Below are 15,238 nucleotides of genomic sequence, written 5' to 3'. Positions count from 1 at the left end.
TCCGTGACCACCTACCCTCCTGCTCCGCTCTACCCGGGGAACGACGCCGGCCCCTCGGGGGACGGGCTCCTGCGCGTCGCCCCCATCGGTCCGCTGTTCCTCGAGACCGGGGGTGAGCTGCCGGACGTGCAGCTCGCCTTCGAGACGTGGGGCGAGCTGGACCGGGATGCCTCGAACGCCGTGCTGGTGCAGCATGCCCTCACCGGCAGTTCGCACGTCGCGCGGGGGGCATCGGAGGAGGAGGGCTGGTGGGACTCGCTGGTCGGTCCAGGACGGACCGTGGACACGGACCGCTTCTTCGTGGTGTCCATCAATATGGTGGGAGGCTGCTACGGCTCGACGGGGCCGGCCAGCCTCGCCCCCGACGGCGCTCCCTGGGGATCACGTTTCCCCTTTGTCACCATCCGCGACTCCGTCCGCGCCGAGGCCCTGCTCGCCGACCTGCTCGGTATCGAGCGCTGGCACTCGGTGCTCGGTGGATCGATGGGCGGCGCACGCGCGCTCGAATGGGCCCTGATGTATCCGGACCGCGTGGAGCGGTGCGCCGTCATCGCCTGCACTGCCGCCTCGTCGGCCGAACAGATAGCGTTCGCCCAGGCGCAGCTTCAGGCCATCCGGCTCGATCCCGCCTATCGCGGCGGCGACTACTACGACGGCCCGCTTCCGGAAGCGGGCCTCGGGTTGGCCCGCCGCATCGCGCACATCACCTACCGCTCCGAACGGGAGCTCGAGGCACGCTTCGGTCGGGCGGAGCAGGACGCCGAGCAGCCCTTCGGGGCCGTCCTGCCCTCCCACCGCGGCCGCTACCAGGTGGAGAGTTACCTCGACCACCAGGCCGAGAAACTGGTGGACCGATTCGATGCCAACAGCTATGTCATCCTGACCGAGGCGCTGATGAGCCATGACGCCGCCCGGGACCGGGGGAGCCTGGACGACGCCCTGGGAGCGGCGACGTCGGAGTTCTTCATCGCCGCCGTCGACACGGACCGGCTGTATTTCCCGGTGCAGTCCCGTCGGCTCGCGGAAGGGCTGCCGGGGAACGTCCCCCTCCACCTGATCACCTCGCCCGTGGGTCATGACGCGTTCCTGACCCAGATCCACCAGCTCGACGATCAGCTCAGGACGGCCTTCTTCTCGTCGTAGCAGGTACCGGTTGGGTTTCGTCCTGCGGGCACCTAGTCTGGAGCTAAGCCTGCTTACCGATTTCGCGCGGGCGCGTCCGAGGTCATCGCCTTGGACTCATCGACGGAAGACGAAGAGGAGCTGTTCATGGACCTGAGCACCATCGGCTGGAACCAGGAAGCACGCGACAAGATCCTGCTGGACTCCGACCGCGCGCTGCAGGGCGCCGTGAAGGAAGCCGTGGAGACGATGGACGGGAAGTCCCGCGACGAGGTCTACGAGTTCCTCTTCCAGAAGCTGCAGCCGCAATTCGTCGATTTCAAGCCCGGGCCGGACCTCAGCGCCTGCGCGGATGCCGTGGCCAACGGCGAGGTCTCGCTCGAGAGTTGAGCCGCGCTCGCCGACCGGTTCGACGGCGTTTCGTCAGTCCGCTGCGCCCGGTGGCATGCCCGGCCCGAAGATCGGCGCCGCCTGCAGGCGCTTTGCGGTGATGCCGTCGCCCGATGACTGGTGGCGCAGGCGGCGCAGTACCCACGGGACGAAGTAGTCACGCGCCCACACGAGGTCCTCGGCGCGTGCCGCGCGCCAGGTCCTCGCGGGAAGATCCTTCGGCTGCAGGGGTTCGAGCGTGTGACGGACGGCGAGGGTGTCGAGGACCATCGCCGCGATGGTGTGATGTCCGAGCGGCGAGAAGTGCAGCCGGTCCGAGGACCACATCTGCGGGTTCAGCAGTTGCCGCAGCGCCCACATGTCGGCGATGACCGCCTCCTGGCGTGCAGCGATGGTCCGCAGGTTCTCGTTGTAGATCGCGGTCTTCGAGCGGATGCTGCCGAGGACGGTCTCGCGGACGTCCGGGCCGGTGAACAGGACCACCGTGGCGCCGGATCCTGCCAGCGTCGCGACGACGCCGTCGAGCTTCTCCGCGAGGAGATCCGGGTCGCCGCCGGGACGGAGGAGGTCGTTGCCGCCGGCAGAGATACTGACGAGGTCGGGGCGCAGGGCGAGGGCAGGCTCGACCTGCTGGTCGATGACCTGCTGCAGCAGGCGCCCGCGTACCGCCAGGTTGGCATAGGCGAAGTCGGCGCGGCCACGCGTCAGTTCCTCCGCCACCCTGTCCGCCCAGCCGCGATTGCCGCCGATGCTCTCCGGATTCGGGTCTCCGATGCCCTCGGTGAAGGAGTCCCCGAGGGCGACGAACCGGTGCCAGGGATGGGGCTCGGGATTGAGGGTCGGGTCGATCATCGGACCGTTCAGGATAGCTTCGGCACCGCTCGGGGAGGGCATACCGGCATTTCGGGGGCTCACCGCACCATTCTCCCCGCTGTCCTCGCCGGCAGGCCAACCCCCGGTCACGCATGTGCCGATTCTCCCGTGACAGGATAGGGGGATGACTGAATCTGCCCACGGCACAGCTGTGCCCTCCGCCCTGTCCTGGGACCCGGTGGTCCTCTGGTCGAAGCCCGAGTCCGAGCGCGCAGGCACGCCCCTGCTGGTCCTGTTCCACGGGTACATGGCCAACGAGGAGGACCTCATGGGCCTGACGGACCACCTGCCCTCCGAGTTCACGGTGGTGTCCGTCCGCGCGCCCCTGGCGGTGGGACAGGGGTTCTCCTGGTTTCCCCTGTCACGCGAGGACGACTACTCGGTGGAGCGCGTGGTCGAGAGCGTCAGCGCTGTGTCGGCTTGGCTGGACACGGTGCGGGAGGCGCACTCCAGCGTCAGCATCCTCGGTTTCTCGCAGGGCATGGCAGTGGCGACCTCGCTCCTGCGACATCGTCCCGCGGACTTCGCCTGCGTCGTCGGGCTGTCCGGTTTCGCGGTGCCGTCGGAGGGCCACAGCTTCTTCCGGGACGACGACGCCGCCGCGGCACCCGCCCGGTTCTTCTGGGGGCGGGACCAGGAGGATCAGGTCATCACCCCCGAGATGATCGGGTTCACCCACGCCTGGCTCACGCAGAACACCAGACTCACCAAGATCCTCTATCCGAACATGCTCCACAGCATCAACCTGCAGGAACTCTCGCACGTCCGCGAATTCCTGACCATGACGGTGCTCAACCCACGCTGAGCAGCGCCGACGGGGCGCGTCGGGCGTTCGGCATGCCGAACCCTGACCTGTCGGTCGGGCCCGGGAAGCTTCAGCCGCGGGTGATCCGCACCGCCTGGCCGTTGACGCTCACGGTGTCACCCGGATGGAGCTGGCGGCCGCGGCGCTCCTCGATCTCGCCGTTGACCTGCACGAGGCCGTTGTCGATCAGGGTCTTCGCCTCGACGCCGTCCTCGGCGAGGGAGGCGAGCTTCAGCAGCTGCCCCAGGCGGATCATGTCGTCCCGGATGGGTAGTTCTGCGATGGGGGAGTCGTCGGTCATGCGTTCCATCATGCCGGATGGGCCCGGACTAGGCTGTACGGGTGTCTGATGCGCCCGCGTTGTCCCCAGCTGTCGGTTTCCCCCTTGCCCTCGGGGCAGGTCTCGCCATCCCCATCCAGGGCAGGATCAACGGCGCGCTGGGTACCGTGCTCGAGGACGGCATCGCCGCCGCCCTGATCAGCTTCAGTACGGGCCTGATCGTGATGATCGCCATCACGCTGGCGTTGCCGGGTGCGCGGGCCGGTGCGCTCCAGATCATCCCCTCCGTGCGCGAGCGCCGCTTCCCGCCCTACTACGTGGCGGCCGGCGCGATCGGCGCGTTCTTCGTGTTCGCGCAGTCGCTGACCATCGGTCTCATCGGCGTCGCCCTGTTCACGGTGGCCGCCGTGATGGGTCAGTCCCTCAGCGGGCTCCTCGTGGACCGGGCGGGCATCGGCCCGGGGGGAAAGCGCGCGGTGACCGCCATGCGGGTGATCGGCGTCGTCCTGACGGTCCTGTCCGTCGTCTGGGCCGTCTCGCCCAGGTTCGGTGCCGCGGGGGAGGCATCGGCCTGGCTCCTGCCCGTCCTGCTGCCCGTCGCCGGAGGTGTCCTGCTGAGCTTCCAGCAGGCCATGAACGGCACGGCGTCCCTGCACTACGGCACGCCGCTCGCCGCGACCCTCATGAACTTCATCGCCGGGACCGTGGTCCTGCTGGCGGCCTGGCTGATCAAGCTCGCGATCGCCGGACCCGGCAACCCCCTGCCGTCGGACTGGTGGTACTACCTCGGCGGACCCATGGGCTGCATCTTCATCGCGCTCGGCGCACTCCTCGTGCGGAGCCTCGGAGTGCTGCTCACGGGGCTCTGCATGATCGGCGGCCAACTCGTCGGCTCCCTCCTGCTCGACCTCGTCGTCCCGGCTCCCGGTACCACCGTGGTCTTCGCGACGGTCGCCGGGACCCTGTTGACCCTCGGCGCCATCATCCTCACCACCCTGCCGTGGCCCCGGCAGATGCGGCCCCGGCAGTAGGTCGCCCCTGCGGACGGCGAGCACCTGCCCCGGTGCCGTTCCAGCCGAACCCGGTAGGCTTGCCGGGTACTCGTCGGCCCCTCCGGGGGTCCTGACGGGCCCTGTTCCACGCGACCCCCACCTTCTGACCGCACCCAGCGGCCTGCACAGAACTGGAGAAGAATCCCATGGCAGCAGCCAAGTCAGCACTCGACCCGATCATCTCGCTCGCCAAGCGGCGCGGCTTCGTCTTCCAGTCGGGGGAGATCTACGGCGGTTCCCGCTCGGCCTGGGATTACGGACCCCTCGGGGCCGAATTGAAGGAGAACATCAAGCGGCAGTGGTGGCAGACCATGGTCCGCGGCCGCGAGGACGTCGTCGGGCTCGATTCCGCCGTGATCCTGCCCCGCCAGGTCTGGGAGGCCTCCGGGCACGTCGACGTGTTCAGCGATCCCCTGGTGGAGTGCCTCTCCTGCCACAAGCGGTACCGCGCCGACCACCTCGAGGAGGAGTACGAGGAGAAGAAGGGCCGCGCGCCGGAGAACGGCCTGAAGGACGTCACCTGCGCCAACTGCGGCACCAAGGGCCAGTGGACCGAGCCGCAGGAGTTCTCGGGACTGCTCAAGACCTTCCTCGGCCCGGTGGCTTCGGAGGAGGGCATGCACTACCTGCGGCCCGAGACCGCCCAGGGAATCTTCGTGAACTTCAACAACGTCCTGACGACGGCGCGGAAGAAGCCGCCGTTCGGTATCGGCCAGATCGGCAAGAGTTTCCGCAACGAGATCACGCCGGGCAACTTCATCTTCCGCACGCGCGAGTTCGAGCAGATGGAGATGGAGTTCTTCGTCGAACCCGGCACGGACGAGGAATGGCACAAGTACTGGATCGACCAGCGCTTCGCCTGGTACACGGGCCTCGGCATCGACCCGGACAACCTGCGCCTCTTCGAGCACCCCCTCGAGAAGCTGAGCCACTATTCCAAGGGCACCACGGATATCGAGTACCGCTTCGGATTCCAGGGTTCGGAGTGGGGCGAGCTCGAAGGCGTGGCCAACCGCACCGACTTCGACCTCAGCACGCACTCCAAGCACTCGGGCACCGACCTCGGCTACTTCAACCAGGCCACCAACGAGCGCTACACCCCGTACGTGATCGAACCCGCAGCCGGTCTGACCCGTTCCTTCATGGCGTTCCTCGTCGATGCGTACACCGAGGACGAGGCCCCGAACGCCAAGGGTGGCGTGGACAAGCGCACAGTGCTCAAGCTCGACCCGCGGCTCGCCCCCGTCAAGGCGGCGGTGCTGCCGCTGAGCCGCAACGAGGACCTCTCACCGAAGGCGAAGGACCTCGCGGCACAGCTTCGCACGGGCTGGAACATCGAGTTCGACGACGCCGGAGCCATCGGTCGGCGCTACCGCCGCCAGGACGAGATCGGCACCCCGTTCTGCATCACCGTGGACTTCGACACCCTTGAGGACCAGGCCGTGACCATCCGCGAGCGGGACAGCATGGCGCAGGAGCGCGTATCCCTGGACCAGGTGCAGGGATACCTCGCCGCGCGCCTGATCGGAGCCTGATGGCCCTCGAATACCGCGCCTGGCAGGAGGGTGACGACCTCGAGCTCATCCAGCTCTGGGGTGGACCGGAGTCGGCTGCGTCGGAGCAGTTCCGTGGATCCTTCCGTATGCCGTCCGACAGTCCCTGGAACCGCTGCATCACGGTGGTGGACCAGGGCATCCCGGTCGCGGCTGGCTGCGTCTACGGCGCCGCGCTCCATCCGGACCGGCTCTGGTGCTACGTCGAGGTCGCGGAGGACCATCGGCGCGCGGGCGTCGGTTCGACTCTCCTCACGATGCTCCAGCACGAGGCCGCTGCCTCGCCGTCGGGCATCACCGCCCTGCGGTCGAAAGTGACGCCCGGGTCCACGGGGGCCGCGTTCGCCGAGGCCACCGGTTTCGGGGTGCTTCAGCGCTCGCGGCTCGTCGTCGTGCAGCCGGGTGCCATCGCCGCGCCGGCCTTCGACGACGCGTCGGGGCCGCAGCTCGAGGAGTCCGCTACCGGCTCCGTGGAACTGACGCGTGCGCTCGCGGCCTTCTACGAGTCCGTCCATGCCTGGGACCGTGCGGACATCAGCCTGGGACGTGCCCAGCAGCTGTTCCTCGGTGATGCGAGCGGTGCCGGCGGGGCGATCGTCCTGCGCGACCGGCCGAAGGCCGACGGCGGTGCCATCGCAGCCTTCGCCGTCAGCTACACGCAGGCCCGCACCGATGACCCGGCCGATGTCCTGGTGGGCTATGACACCTCGCTCGCACCACGGGAGCAGCAGGCGGCCGTCGCCACGATGATTGCGATGCTCGTGCACCAGTTCCCGGTCCAGCTCGAGGTGGATGACTCGATGGAGGCGCTCGTCGCCGTCGTCGAGCCCCTGCTGGCGACCGGTGCCGCGTACCTCGCAGGACCGGAAACGCTCGTCGTCGCGACCGACTGACGGTCGCCGGATACCCACAGGGCCGCCCCTTCCGGAAGGAACGGGCGGCCCTGTGCATTCCGGTGGCCTGTCAGCCCCGGCTGTACCGCCCCGCGTTCCTGTCGGCGACGTCCGCGGCGTCGCGCTCGGCGTCGGTCATCGCGCCGCCGCCGAAGTGCGCCGGCATCCACCACGCGCCGGGTTCCGGTGTCACGGGGAAATCGGCGATGCACACCTCGATGCCGTCCTGCAGTTCCCGCCGAAGCTTTTCGGTCTCCTCGGTCACATCGAGGCCGGGGGAGTGGTGGATCGCCGGGTTGATGTGGAGCCGGATCGGTGCCTTCCAGGCGCGCTTGATGGAGAATCCGTGGCCCCGGGTCAGCAGCCGGTGCGCGCCCCAGACGCTGATCGGGATCACCGGTACGCCGGCCTCTGCTGCCAGCCGGACCGCCCCGGTCTTGAGCGTGCGGACGGTGTAGCTGCGGGACACTCCCGCTTCCGGCAGGATCGCGACGTACTCACCGGCGCGCAGCTTCGCCAGGGCGTCGTCGTACGCCGCCGCACCGGCCGAGCGGTCCGTGACGACGTGACCGAGTCCGAAGATGAACGGGCTGACGAACCGGTTGTCCGCCGCCCGCTTCGAGATCATGTACCTGGCCTGGATGCGCGCGTGGTTCCAGAGGACCAGCTCCGCGAACGCGAAGTCGAGGTACCCGAAGTGGGTGATCGCGACCACCGCACCGTGGCCCGGCACCGCGCGTCGTGAGCGGCCGTTCAGCGGGTCCGACGCGGGCAGGTTCTCCGTGCCGGTGACCTTGACCGGCAGGCGGAGAGCCGCGAAGACGGCCTTGCCCGCGTACACCACGAAGCGGTACATGCGGTCGCTCTGCCGCGGCTTCCATCCCATGCTCAACGCTCTCTTCCGGCCTGCGGTGGGAGCGGGAAGAACCCGCTTCTGCTCTCCATATACCCTTTGTACCCCGCGCGGCTGGACCTACGCCTCCCGGTCAGGAGTTTCCCGTCCCGCTGGCACGCGCCTGGCACCGAACGGCGGACCTGGAGGTTGCTGTGCGCGCCCGTCGCGCCGCCCTCCGGTGCACCAGCACCGCGCCGCGGGATCAGGCTGTCACTCCGAGCGGGTCGGCGGCACGGTACAGCGACGCCGAGCGGTCGATCACGCCGGGATCGACGGCGGCACCGGTGTCAGCAGCGAAGTGGCGGAGGAGGAAGGAGGTGCTCATGCCGTGCCAGACGGGCAGGGTGCGGACCATGAAGTGTCCCGCCCCGAGCATGCGCACGTAGTGGACGTCCCGCGCGACGCCCTGGGCACGGCCCGCGAAGGCGAGCGACGCCGTCGGACTGGTCCATCGGTCCGCGTCCCCGTGCATGATGAGCATGCTGCGCCCCCGGACCGGCTCCACCGGACTCGACGGCTCGAGCCACGGTGCGAGGGCCGCGACGGCGCGGACCTGGGTGGAACCGGCGGCGGAGAGCGCGGTCCGCCCGCCCATGGAGTGGCCGAGGAGATAGACAGGGAGCCCCGGATGCTCCGCGGCGATGCGCGCGAGGGCCCACCGTGCGTCCCGCAGTGCGGACTGGTCCGCCCCGTTCCACCCACGCACCCTGTTGCGGAGCGTCCAGACCGCGAGGCCGTGCTTCCCGCCGTCCGCGGCGAGGCGTGCGGCGAAGGGTCGCATGCGCAACGGGCTCAGATGATGGGGCTGCACGGCGTCGAAGCTGGTCGCCCGTCCGCCATGCAGGACGAGGGCGATGCCGCGCACACCGGAGGTCGCCCCGCTGATGCTGATGACGGGTCCCCCATCCCTCGCGGGGAGTCCTGCCTGTGCTGCCACGAATCGTCCCTTTCCGCCCCGGCGGGCCTGCTTCATCCTGATGATGCTCCGTCCTGATGATGGTTGCGGTTCGTGCGGTGCCCGCCGAGCGGGCTTGGTCCTGATGGCTCAATACACGGGCCCACCCGGTGTCCTGCGTAGAATCCGTGAGGTGCCCGGAGCGCGGTCACGCCGTCCCGGCCCCTGCGCAACCATGATGCATCGACCAGCCGACACCGACCACCCGGAGGAAATCCTTGGGCCACAGCCACCTGCACGCCACGAGCGCTACCGGGAGTTCGGGGCCGTCCGCATCAGCGATTGCCACGCGGCGCCGGGCGACACTCCTGCTCTCGGCCATCCTCGTGCCCCTCGGCGTGGTGACCCTCATCGCCATGGTGCTGCTCTGGCCGAGCGGGGACCGCAGTTCCCTCGCGGTCGCCAACCCCTATGCGACGGCGGACGGCGTCAGCTTCGATAGCGGCACCGTGCGCGAGGTCGGCGAAGCCGACTGCCCGTCCTCGCAACCCACCGTCGACGCCGGCGGCACGGCCCTGACCTGCACAATCGCCTACACGCAGCCTGCGCTCGGTGGTGAGGTGATCGCCGTCGAGGTCACCCCCGAACTCGCGACGACGAACGCCGTCGAGCCCGGCGACGAGATCCGCTACCTCAACCTCGCCAACGTCATCCAGGGCGGGGCGGCGCCGTACGTCTTTGTGGACTTCGTGCGGTCCGTCCCCATCGTCGCGCTGGCGGTCGTGTACGCCGTCGTCGTCATCGCCGTGGCGCGCTGGCGCGGTCTGCGCGCCATGATCGGCCTGGTGGGTGCACTGGTGATCCTGGCACAGTTCATCCTGCCCGGTCTCGTGGAGGGCGCACCGCCACTGCTCCTCGGTCTCGTGGGTTCCGTGGTGATCATGTACGGCGTCCTCTACTTCGCCCACGGCTTCTCCGCGCGGACGTCCACGGCGCTGCTCGGAACGGTGTTCGGGCTCGGCGTGACGGCGGTCCTCGCGGCGTGGGCGACCGACACCGCGCACCTGACGGGTGTGGGGGACGAGAATGCCTATGCGCTCGTGAATGCCTCGGACGAGCTGTCCATCTCCTCGATCATCCTGTGCGGCCTCATCATCTCCGGCCTCGGCGTCCTCAACGACGTGACCATCACGCAGTCGTCGTCGGTCTGGGAACTGTACGAGCTCGCGCCCAACACATCAGGGAGGCGGCTCTTCGCGTCCGCGATGAGGATCGGCCGCGACCACATCGCGTCGACGGTCTACACCATCGCGTTCGCCTATGCCGGAGCCGCCCTGCCGGTGCTGATCCTCGTCTCCCTCTACGACCGCGCCCTGATCGAGACCCTCACCAGCGGCGAGCTCGCAGAGGAGGTGGTGCGGACACTGGTCGGGTCGATCGGCCTCGTGCTGGCCATACCGCTCACCACGCTGATCGCGGTACTCGTGGTCAAGGCCGTCGGACCGAAGACCACGGGTGGAGGACACGTCGACACCACGCACGCCCACCAGCCGGACGAAGGAGCGACGCCGGCTGTCCTGGCCTCCGAGGGAGCGGGGACCCTCGCACCCGGTCAGCGGCTCGTCGCCCTCGGGGATCGGCGTGCCCGGCGCGCCGAGGGGGAGGACGCGTGACGAGCGCCTGGCGCAAGGCTGCGGCCGCGAAGCGGAAGCTCAGGCCGGTAGCAGGCGATACCCCCGGATTTGCTCGCTCTTGCGACAATGGAGGGGTGACTGCAGTATCGACCCTCCCTGCCCCGATCGGTGCTCCCGGCGACGGAACTGCCGGGGACGCCCATGCCGCCCCGCCCGCACAGGGGGGCAGCGCCCTCAGGCTCGACCTCCCGCCGCTGACGCTCGGCAACATCACCGTGAACACGCCCGTGATCCTGGCGCCGATGGCCGGCATCACCAACAAGGCCTTCCGCAGGCTGTGCCGTGAGTACGGCGGCGGGCTGTACGTATCTGAGATGGTCACCTCCCGCGCTCTCGTGGAGCGCAGCCCCGAGTCGATGCGCATCATCTCGCACGACGGCGACGAGAAGGTCCGCTCCGTACAGCTGTACGGCGTCGACCCCAGGACCGTCGGTGCCGCGGTGCGCCTGCTCATCGAGGAGGACCGCGCGGACCACATCGACCTGAACTTCGGTTGCCCGGTGCCCAAGGTCACCCGCAAGGGTGGGGGAGCGGCCCTGCCCTGGAAGCTCGACCTCTTCACGGGCATCGTCCAGACCGCAGTGCGCGAGGCCTCGAGGGGGAACGTTCCCCTGACCATCAAGATGCGCAAGGGCATCGACGAGGACCACCTCACATTCCGCGAGGCCGGCAAGATCGCCCGGGACAGCGGGGTCGCCGCCGTCGCGCTCCATGGGCGGACCGCGTCACAGTTCTACTCGGGCAAGGCGGACTGGAACGCCATCGCCGAACTCCGGGAGGCCCTCCCGGACATCCCCGTGCTCGGCAACGGAGACATCTGGAGCGCCGAGGACGCCGTGCGCATGGTGCGGCAGACGGGGGTCGACGGCGTCGTCATCGGCCGCGGTTGCCAGGGGCGCCCCTGGCTCTTCGGCGACCTCATGAATGCGTTCGAAGGCAGCCCGACGAGGTACCAGCCCGGCCTCGGCCAGGTCGCCGAGACGGTCTACCGGCACGCGGAACTCCTCGTCGAGACGTTCGGCAGCGAGATGATGGGGCTGCGCGACATCCGCAAGCACATGGCCTGGTACTTCAAGGGCTATGTCGTCGGTGGCGAACTGCGCGCCAAGCTGGCCACCGTCCCGACCCTCGAGGTGCTGCGCGGCCTCCTCGACGAACTCGACAAGGACTCGCCGTATCCGGGCCAGGACGCCGAGGGTCCGCGTGGCCGCGCAGGCTCGCCGAAGAAGACCGCCCTCCCCGAGCACTGGCTGGACGGTCGTGTCCTCAACGAGGCGCAGCAGGCGGACATCGCCGCTGCCGAGGTGGACGTATCCGGCGGCTGACCACCGCAACGGACCAGGTCCGGGCGCTGCCCAGCCCGCTTCAGCTCTCCTCCACAGGAGTAGGTACCGGCCGGGTTCACCTGCCTCACTCCGCTAGAAAGGCATCATGAGCTTCCCCGAACTGTCCGCCACCACCGGGTACAGCGCCGCGGACACCGAGCGATGGGTCGAGGAACCGCCGAAGAGCTCCCACCGCACCGACTTCGAGCGGGACCGCGCCCGCGTGCTGCACTCCTCCGCGCTTCGCCGTCTCGGTGCGAAAACACAGGTCGTAGCGCCTGACACGGACGACTTCGTCCGCACGCGCCTCACCCACTCGCTCGAGGTGGCGCAGGTGGGTCGGGAGCTCGGCCGGACCCTCGGCTGCGATCCGGACATCGTCGATACGGCCTGCCTGGCGCACGATCTCGGGCACCCGCCTTTCGGCCACAACGGAGAAACCGCGCTCCACGACATCGCGCACGGCATCGGGGGTTTCGAGGGCAACGCCCAGACGCTCCGCCTCCTCACCCGGCTCGAGCCCAAGGTCCTGGCAGCAGACGGCGGTCCGGCCGGCCTCAACCTCACCCGCGCGAGCCTCGATGCCGCGTGCAAGTACCCCTGGACCGCGGCGTCGGCCCCCGTCATCAGCGGCCAGCGCACCACGAAGTTCGGCGCGTACGACGACGATCGCCCCGTCTTCGACTGGCTGCGCGACGGCGCCCCGGAGGGCCGGTCGTGCCTCGAGGCACAGGTCATGGACCTCGCCGATGACATCTCGTACTCGGTGCACGACGTCGAGGACGCGATCGTCGCCGGGCACCTGCAGCTGAAATGGATGGACAGCGCCGACGCCCGCGCCCGCGTGGTGGGCTACACGCAGCAGTGGTACCTCCCGGGGAGCGACCCCGCCGCCGTCGACGCCGCCCTGGTCCGCCTCGAGAAGACTCCGGTGTGGGTCCGGGAAGCGGACGGGACGCGGCGGTCCATGGCGGCCCTCAAGAACATGACGAGCCAGCTGATCGGCCGTTTCTGCCTCAGTGCCATGCAGTCAACGCGCTCCATCTACGGACCTGACCCGCTGACGCGCTACAACGCGGAGATGGTGGTGCCCGAGGAGACCATCATGGAAATCGCCGTCATGAAGGGACTCGCCACCACATACGTGATGACGACGGACCACCGCCAGCCCCTCTACGAGCGGCAGCGTGAAATCCTCGCCTCCCTCGTCGCGCAGATCCAGGCCGACGGCGACCGCTACCTCGAACCGATGTTCGCCGCCGACTGGCGTGAGGCCCCGGACGACGACGCCCGCCTGCGCGTGGTCGTCGACCAGGTGGCGTCACTCACGGACGTGTCCGCGCTCAGCCTCCACGAGCGGATCGTCGGGCCCGTTCCCGCACTCTGGTAGGAGCGGGTCCGAGTGTCGGTGGGGCAGGCATAAACTGGGTTCCATGGCCGGACTCATCAAACGCGAAGACATCGATGAGGTTCGCCAGCGAACGGATATCAAGGAAGTCGTCGAGGCGTACGTGACGCTGAAGTCGGCGGGAATCGGTTCGTGGAAGGGGCTCTGCCCTTTCCACGACGAACGGTCGCCATCGTTCCATGTGCGCCCGCAGATGGGCTCCTACCACTGCTTCGGGTGCGGCGAAGGCGGCGACGTCATCTCCTTCGTGCAGAAGCAGGACCATACCTCCTTCAGTGAGACCGTGGAGAAGCTCGCGGCCCGTATCGGTTTCGAGCTGCACTACGAGGACGGCGGCACCGGTCCCCGCCGCGAGGACGTGGGGAAGCGGCAGCGCCTCCTGGACGCCCACAAGATCGCGGCCGAGTTCTTCCGCGACCAGCTCCTCACGCAGGGAGCCGCGACGGCCCGACAGTTCCTGCAGGAGCGTGGCTTCGACCGGGACGCCGCAGCGCACTTCGGGGTCGGCTACGCGCCCCAGGGCTGGGACACGCTGCTGACCCACCTGACGGGTCGGGGGTTCACGCTCGACGAGCTGAGGCTGACGGGCATGTTCAGCGAGTCCTCCAGCACTGCGGGTCGGTTCTACGACCGCTTCCGCGGGCGACTCATCTGGCCGATCCGCGACATAACCGGAGACACCGTGGGTTTCGGGGCGCGGAAGCTCTACGAGGACGACCAGGGGCCGAAATACCTCAACACCCCCGAGACCTCTCTCTACAAGAAGTCCCAGGTGCTGTACGGCATTGACCTCGCCAAGCGGGAGATCGCGAAGAACCGCCAGCTCGTCGTCGTCGAGGGGTACACCGATGTCATGGCGTGCCACCTGGCCGGTGTCGGCACCGCCGTCGCGACCTGCGGAACGGCGTTCGGGACCGACCACATCAAGATCGCGCGCAGGCTCCTGTCCGATGACGGTACTGGCGGCGAGATGATCTTCACGTTCGACGGTGATGCCGCGGGCCAGAAGGCAGCCCTCCGCGCGTTCGAGGAGGACCAGCGCTTCAACGCGCAGACCTACGTCGCCGTGGAGGCGTCCGGTGCCGATCCGTGCGAGCTGCGGCAGACCCGGGGGGACGACGCCGTCCGGTCGCTCATCGCCGACCGCCGTCCGCTGTTCGAGTTCGCCATCAAGGCCTCCTTCGACAACTTCGACCTCTCCTCGGGGGAGGGGCAGGTCAAGGCACTGCGTCACGCGGCGCCGATCGTCGCCCACATCCGGGACGTCTCGCTCCGGTCCACCTACACCCGCGAGCTGTCCCGCTGGCTCGGCATGCAGTACGTCGGGGAGGACCAGGTGGCACGCGCCGTAGCATCGGCGGTCCGCCGGGACACGGGTGCCTCGACCTCCGGGAACCGGCAGCAGGGCCAGCAGGGCCAGCAAAGCCACTCCAGCCAGCAGGGTCACTCCAGCCAGCAGGGTCACTCTGGTCGGCAGGGCGGGCAGGCTCCGTCGAGCCAGCAGGGCCAGCAGGCAGGCACTCCCGTGGGCCAGGGGGAGTCCGGCAGCGGTTCACCGGAGGAGCCGTTCTACGAGCGCCCGAATCCCCGCGATCCGATCGCGCGCATGGAGCGAGAGGCTCTCGAGGTCGTGCTGCAGCAGCCCACCATCCTCACCGCGATCCAATGGGAGAGCTTCTCGACGTCCCGCTTCAGCATCCCCGTCTACGAGGCGCTGCACTCAGCCGTGATCGCGGCCGGAGCGGCGGGCACCGAGTTGTCGCGGTGGGTGGAGTCGGTGCGAGAGGGCGTCCCGGACGTCCTCCGTCCCCTGGTCAGCGAGCTGGCCGTCCGACCACTGCCGGCGAAGGACGCCGACGCGATGGTGGTGTACGGCAGGGACATCCTGAACCGCCTCACCGAGCTGAGGATCACGCAGCAGAAGGCGGAGAAGCTCGGGCAACTCCAACGCATGGATCCGGCCGCTGATCCGGCGCTCTACAACCAGCTCCAACGCGACCTGATGGAGCTGGAGATGCAGCGTCGGCTGCTCCGCGAGGACTGAGCCTCAGCC

At 69.0% G+C, this 15,238-nt stretch carries 14 protein-coding genes; 10 read left to right on the top strand and 4 right to left on the bottom strand.

Annotation, left to right across the window (positions count from 1 at the left end):
• The first annotated feature begins 3 nt into the window (after positions 1 to 3).
• Together metX and D6T63_RS06385 are read left to right on the top strand one after the other, a co-directional pair.
• Positions 4 to 1,143 (top strand): homoserine O-acetyltransferase MetX, encoded by a 1,140-nt coding sequence (gene metX, locus D6T63_RS06390; RefSeq protein ID WP_120148178.1) that lies wholly within the window; start codon positions 4 to 6, stop codon positions 1,141 to 1,143.
• Positions 1,144 to 1,269: 126 nt separating this feature from the next.
• Positions 1,270 to 1,512: a hypothetical protein gene (locus tag D6T63_RS06385; protein WP_120148177.1), complete on the top strand. Its 243-nt coding sequence runs from the start codon at positions 1,270 to 1,272 to the stop codon at positions 1,510 to 1,512.
• A gap of 33 nt (positions 1,513 to 1,545) precedes the next feature.
• On the opposite strand, the gene D6T63_RS06380 is transcribed toward D6T63_RS06385, so the two are convergent.
• Entirely contained in the window at positions 1,546 to 2,364 is an 819-nt protein-coding gene (locus tag D6T63_RS06380) for an SGNH/GDSL hydrolase family protein (RefSeq protein WP_120148455.1), read from the bottom strand.
• Positions 2,365 to 2,509: 145 nt separating this feature from the next.
• On the opposite strand from D6T63_RS06380, the gene D6T63_RS06375 reads away from it, so the two are divergent.
• Positions 2,510 to 3,190, top strand: a complete 681-nt coding sequence (locus D6T63_RS06375; RefSeq protein WP_120148176.1) for an alpha/beta hydrolase — start codon at positions 2,510 to 2,512, stop codon at positions 3,188 to 3,190.
• 70 nt (positions 3,191 to 3,260) lie between these two features.
• Here the strand turns inward: D6T63_RS06375 and D6T63_RS06370 are convergent, their stop codons facing one another.
• On the bottom strand, positions 3,261 to 3,491 hold the full coding sequence (locus D6T63_RS06370; RefSeq protein WP_120148175.1) for an RNA-binding S4 domain-containing protein: 231 nt from the start codon (positions 3,489 to 3,491) through the stop codon (positions 3,261 to 3,263).
• A 41-nt stretch (positions 3,492 to 3,532) separates the two neighbouring features.
• Here D6T63_RS06370 and D6T63_RS06365 point away from each other — a divergent pair, with 41 nt between their 5' ends.
• From D6T63_RS06365 to D6T63_RS06355, 3 genes are all read left to right on the top strand, one after another.
• Complete coding sequence (locus tag D6T63_RS06365; protein ID WP_120148174.1) at positions 3,533 to 4,501, top strand: DMT family transporter; 969 nt, start codon at positions 3,533 to 3,535, stop codon at positions 4,499 to 4,501.
• Between the two features lie 167 nt (positions 4,502 to 4,668).
• Positions 4,669 to 6,057, top strand: a complete 1,389-nt coding sequence (locus tag D6T63_RS06360; RefSeq protein ID WP_120148173.1) for a glycine--tRNA ligase — start codon at positions 4,669 to 4,671, stop codon at positions 6,055 to 6,057.
• The gene (locus D6T63_RS06355) at positions 6,057 to 6,968 is read left to right on the top strand and encodes a GNAT family N-acetyltransferase (RefSeq protein WP_120148172.1); all 912 of its coding nucleotides are present in this window, start codon (positions 6,057 to 6,059) and stop codon (positions 6,966 to 6,968) included. The genes D6T63_RS06360 and D6T63_RS06355 overlap by 1 nt, the downstream gene beginning before the upstream one ends.
• 70 nt (positions 6,969 to 7,038) lie before the next feature.
• Here the strand turns inward: D6T63_RS06355 and D6T63_RS06350 are convergent, their stop codons facing one another.
• Positions 7,039 to 7,854: a lysophospholipid acyltransferase family protein gene (locus D6T63_RS06350; RefSeq protein ID WP_120148171.1), complete on the bottom strand. Its 816-nt coding sequence runs from the start codon at positions 7,852 to 7,854 to the stop codon at positions 7,039 to 7,041.
• 211 nt (positions 7,855 to 8,065) lie between these two features.
• The gene (locus D6T63_RS06345) at positions 8,066 to 8,800 is read right to left on the bottom strand and encodes an alpha/beta hydrolase (RefSeq protein ID WP_235830585.1); all 735 of its coding nucleotides are present in this window, start codon (positions 8,798 to 8,800) and stop codon (positions 8,066 to 8,068) included.
• Positions 8,801 to 9,036: 236 nt separating this feature from the next.
• On the opposite strand from D6T63_RS06345, the gene D6T63_RS06340 reads away from it, so the two are divergent.
• The 4 genes from D6T63_RS06340 to dnaG all read left to right on the top strand — a co-directional run bounded on the left by D6T63_RS06340 (position 9,037) and on the right by dnaG (position 15,229).
• Complete coding sequence (locus D6T63_RS06340; protein ID WP_235830584.1) at positions 9,037 to 10,431, top strand: YibE/F family protein; 1,395 nt, start codon at positions 9,037 to 9,039, stop codon at positions 10,429 to 10,431.
• A 215-nt stretch (positions 10,432 to 10,646) separates the two neighbouring features.
• Positions 10,647 to 11,777: a tRNA dihydrouridine synthase DusB gene (dusB, locus tag D6T63_RS06335; RefSeq protein ID WP_235830621.1), complete on the top strand. Its 1,131-nt coding sequence runs from the start codon at positions 10,647 to 10,649 to the stop codon at positions 11,775 to 11,777.
• 106 nt (positions 11,778 to 11,883) lie between these two features.
• Positions 11,884 to 13,167 (top strand): deoxyguanosinetriphosphate triphosphohydrolase, encoded by a 1,284-nt coding sequence (locus D6T63_RS06330; protein ID WP_120148169.1) that lies wholly within the window; start codon positions 11,884 to 11,886, stop codon positions 13,165 to 13,167.
• A 43-nt stretch (positions 13,168 to 13,210) separates the two neighbouring features.
• Positions 13,211 to 15,229: a DNA primase gene (gene dnaG / locus D6T63_RS06325; protein ID WP_120148168.1), complete on the top strand. Its 2,019-nt coding sequence runs from the start codon at positions 13,211 to 13,213 to the stop codon at positions 15,227 to 15,229.
• The last annotated feature ends 9 nt before the right edge of the window (positions 15,230 to 15,238 follow it).

The sequence above is a fragment of the Arthrobacter cheniae genome (assembly GCF_003602275.1).
Classification (GTDB): Bacteria; Actinomycetota; Actinomycetes; order Actinomycetales; family Micrococcaceae; genus Arthrobacter_D; species Arthrobacter_D cheniae.
This window is presented reverse-complemented; position numbering and strand designations above follow the sequence as displayed.

Coding starts and splice junctions, on each gene's coding strand:
- D6T63_RS06385 (WP_120148177.1), top strand. CDS start 1,270: ATGGACCTGAGCACCATCGGCTGGAACCAGGAAGCACGCGACAAGATC.
- D6T63_RS06380 (WP_120148455.1), bottom strand. CDS start 2,364: ATGATCGACCCGACCCTCAATCCCGAGCCCCATCCCTGGCACCGGTTC.
- D6T63_RS06375 (WP_120148176.1), top strand. CDS start 2,510: ATGACTGAATCTGCCCACGGCACAGCTGTGCCCTCCGCCCTGTCCTGG.
- D6T63_RS06370 (WP_120148175.1), bottom strand. CDS start 3,491: ATGACCGACGACTCCCCCATCGCAGAACTACCCATCCGGGACGACATG.
- D6T63_RS06360 (WP_120148173.1), top strand. CDS start 4,669: ATGGCAGCAGCCAAGTCAGCACTCGACCCGATCATCTCGCTCGCCAAG.
- D6T63_RS06355 (WP_120148172.1), top strand. CDS start 6,057: ATGGCCCTCGAATACCGCGCCTGGCAGGAGGGTGACGACCTCGAGCTC.
- D6T63_RS06350 (WP_120148171.1), bottom strand. CDS start 7,854: ATGGGATGGAAGCCGCGGCAGAGCGACCGCATGTACCGCTTCGTGGTG.
- D6T63_RS06330 (WP_120148169.1), top strand. CDS start 11,884: ATGAGCTTCCCCGAACTGTCCGCCACCACCGGGTACAGCGCCGCGGAC.
- dnaG (WP_120148168.1), top strand. CDS start 13,211: ATGGCCGGACTCATCAAACGCGAAGACATCGATGAGGTTCGCCAGCGA.